We start from the raw sequence: 2,233 nt of genomic DNA, 5'->3' as shown, positions 1-2,233 counted from the left end.
TATTTCGAGAGCGCCCGGGTCGTCCGGGCCGGCGAGCCGATCCTCGAGCTCGCCGACCTGGCGCGGCTCGAGGTGGTGGTGGCGGTGCGCTCGGCGGACGCCGTGCGCATCGAGCCCGGCATGCCGGTGCGCCTGGAGCGCTGGGGGCGGGCGGAGCCGCTGGCGGCCGTGGTCCGCCGGATCGAGCCCCGGGGCTTCGAGCACATCAGCGCCCTCGGCGTCGAGGAGCGGCGGGTGCGCGTGATTGCCGATATCGCCGAGCCGCGCTCGGCGTGGCGCCAGCTCGGCGACGGCTACCGGGTCAACGCCGTGTTCGTCCTCTGGTCCGGCGACGGCGTGCTGCGCGTGCCCACCAGCGCCCTGCTCCGCCACGGCGGCGGCTGGGCGGTGTTCGTCGCCCGCGGCGGCCGCGCCCGCCTGCAGCCGGTGGAGATCGGCCGGCGCGGCAGCCGCCTGACCGAGGTCGAGGCCGGCCTGGAGGCCGGCGAGCGGGTGGTGGTCCACCCGCCGCGGGAGCTGGGCGACGGGGCGCGCGTGGAGCACCGCGAGGCGGCGCAGGAGGAGGACGACGATGAAGATCTGGGTTGATGCCGACGCCTGTCCGGGCGCCATCAAGGAGATACTCTTCCGCGCGGCCGAGCGCACCCGCGTGGAGCTGACGCTGGTGGCCAACCACGCCGTGCGGGTGCCGCCGTCGCCGGTGATCCGCGCGGTGCAGGTGGGCGCCGGCTTCGACGTCGCCGACCACGAGATCGCCCGGCGCGTGGCGCCCGGCGACCTGGTCGTTACCGCGGACATCCCGCTGGCCGCCGAGGTGATCGAGGCCGGCGCCCAGGCGCTCAACCCCCGCGGCGAGCGCTATACCGCGGAGACCGTCCGCGAGCGGCTCAATATGCGCGACTTCATGGAGACGCTGCGCGCCAGCGGCGTGGACACCGGCGGCGCGGCGGCGCTGAGCCAGCGCGACCGGCAGGCCTTCGCCAACCAGCTCGACCGGCTCCTCGCCCGGCGGGGGCAGGGCGGCTGAGGCCGCCGGCGGGCAGCCCTGCGCCCGCCGGCGGGGGCAGCGGCTAGCGGTCGCTCAGCGGCTTGATGAAGGTGAAGGCGCCGCGCATCTCGCCCTCCTCGAAGCCGGTGGCCGCGTCGGCCGGGTACCGCTCGGCGATCGCCCGCTCGATGCTCTCCTTGACGTCGCCGCCGTGGCAGGTCAGGCAGGGCTTCTGGGTGGGGATCGGCTTCATGTAGTAGACGTAGCGCTGGCTGCCCTCCTCGACGATCCCGGCGCTCTCCATGCCCTTGAGGCCCTCGCCCGCGGCGTGGCGCTGCTGGAAGGCCATCATGACCGCGCGCTCGCGGCTGTCGGGGGCGTTGCGGGGGTTGCGGACCTGCAGCGCCGTGCGGCCGACGGCCCAGCCGCTCTCCGCGGAGAGGCGCGCGCCGATGGCCGGGGCGGTCTCGCTGCACACGCCGATGGCCTGGCTCGCGCCGCCCTCCTCGAGGGCCGCCTTGAGCTCGCCCTTGAGCTCGGTGGCGAACTCCTTGGCGACCCCGCGCGCCTGCTCCACATACGCCCGCGGGGCCTCGTCGCCCGCCTGGGCGCCGGCGGCGGCCGCCGCGGAGAGCAGCACGGCGGTGGCTCGTGTTAGGCTGTTGCGCTTCATGGCTCCGGCTCCTTCTATTGATATCCATATTGCGCGAGCATAGCTCGGATCAGCATTCATGAAAGTATCGCCCGGGTCAATACAGCCGCGCGCGCGGCCCTCGGGGCCGGGAGGCTGAGGGCGTGGCGGAGCCCGCGTGGCTGGCGCCGGCGGCCGTCGCCCTGGGCAGCGGGCTCGGGGGCGCGGCGCGCTTCTGGGTCTCGGCGGCCGTGAACCGTTGGCTGGGGGAGGGCTTCCCTTGGGGGACGCTGGCCGTCAACGCCACCGGCGCGCTGCTCGCCGGCGCCCTGGCGGCGGGCCTGCCGGCCCCGAGGGCGGCGGAGGGGCCCTCGGCGGCCTACCTGCTCCTGCTCGTGGGGCTGTGCGGCGGCTACACCACGGTCTCCTCCTTCGCCCTGCAGACCTTCACCCTGGCCTACGAGCGGCGGTGGCCGTCGGCGGCGGGGAACGTCCTCGCCTCCCTGGCCCTGACCCTGGCCGCCGCCTGGGCGGGGCTGCAGCTCGGCGGTGGAGGGGCGCCGGAGTGAGGCTCACGGCCTGGGTGGCGGCCGGCAGCGCCCTGGGCGGGGCAC

General features: G+C 75.8%; 4 protein-coding genes. 3 read left to right on the top strand and 1 reads right to left on the bottom strand.

Going from position 1 to position 2,233, the window contains the following annotated elements; genetic code table 11:
* The coding region (locus CKO13_RS11750) for an efflux RND transporter periplasmic adaptor subunit (RefSeq protein ID WP_200261256.1) at window positions 1–588 on the top strand (588 nt) is incomplete at its 5' end.
* A complete protein-coding gene (locus CKO13_RS11745) occupies window positions 572–1,027 on the top strand; it encodes a YaiI/YqxD family protein (protein WP_200261254.1) in 456 nt (151 codons plus the stop codon). The genes CKO13_RS11750 and CKO13_RS11745, both read left to right, overlap by 17 nt.
* Window positions 1,028–1,070: 43 nt before the next feature.
* On the opposite strand, the gene CKO13_RS11740 is transcribed toward CKO13_RS11745, so the two are convergent.
* Window positions 1,071–1,661 carry a Tll0287-like domain-containing protein gene (locus CKO13_RS11740; RefSeq protein ID WP_200261252.1) on the bottom strand — a complete coding sequence of 197 codons (591 nt, stop codon included), beginning with the start codon at window positions 1,659–1,661 and terminating at the stop codon, window positions 1,071–1,073.
* 122 nt (window positions 1,662–1,783) lie between these two features.
* On the opposite strand from CKO13_RS11740, the gene CKO13_RS11735 reads away from it, so the two are divergent.
* Complete coding sequence (locus tag CKO13_RS11735; RefSeq protein WP_200261250.1) at window positions 1,784–2,188, top strand: CrcB family protein; 405 nt, start codon at window positions 1,784–1,786, stop codon at window positions 2,186–2,188.
* Window positions 2,189–2,233: the final 45 nt, after the last annotated feature.

The organism is Halorhodospira neutriphila, from assembly GCF_016584055.1.
In the GTDB taxonomy this organism is placed as follows: domain Bacteria; phylum Pseudomonadota; class Gammaproteobacteria; order Nitrococcales; family Halorhodospiraceae; genus Halorhodospira; species Halorhodospira neutriphila.
The sequence above is the reverse complement of the archived record's forward strand: the minus strand, read 5'-3'. Positions and strand labels throughout refer to the sequence as shown.

Coding starts and splice junctions, on each gene's coding strand:
- CKO13_RS11745 (WP_200261254.1), top strand. CDS start 572: ATGAAGATCTGGGTTGATGCCGACGCCTGTCCGGGCGCCATCAAGGAG.
- CKO13_RS11740 (WP_200261252.1), bottom strand. CDS start 1,661: ATGAAGCGCAACAGCCTAACACGAGCCACCGCCGTGCTGCTCTCCGCG.